The organism is Aeromonas sp. PrichA-15, from assembly GCF_017939245.1.
Lineage (GTDB): Bacteria > Pseudomonadota > Gammaproteobacteria > Enterobacterales > Aeromonadaceae > Aeromonas > Aeromonas caviae.
The window spans coordinates 1-293 of record NZ_JAGKRH010000314.1 but is presented as its reverse complement, the minus strand read 5'-3'; the positions used below and the strand labels follow the sequence as shown (position 1 = coordinate 293).

The 293-nt window shown below is 53.6% G+C and carries 1 protein-coding gene; it reads right to left on the bottom strand.

Going from position 1 to position 293, the window contains the following annotated elements; translation table 11 throughout:
• On the bottom strand, window positions 1–293 hold a 293-nt coding region (locus J9889_RS22010), incomplete at both ends, for a transposase (protein WP_210558207.1).

Below are 293 nucleotides of genomic sequence, written 5' to 3'. Positions count from 1 at the left end.
CCGAGCGTATGGCAACTGCCCCGCAGCGAGTTTTTCACATTTCCTATCATCGTGTTTACCCAGTTGAATGCCGGATGATCCAGCCAGTCCAGGTTGCCCCCGGTGACAACACCCAGGTGCTCACAATTGGCCTCCTTGACCGCTTTAAAACAGGCCAATCCATCGGATATCACCGCGCTACCACTGGCAATATGCCGTTTTGCCCAATCAGCAACGGACTTGGTTTTGAAACCATCGACCACCGTCATCCGCATCTTGATTGGATGTCCTTCCTTGTTCAGGGCCACTGCTGC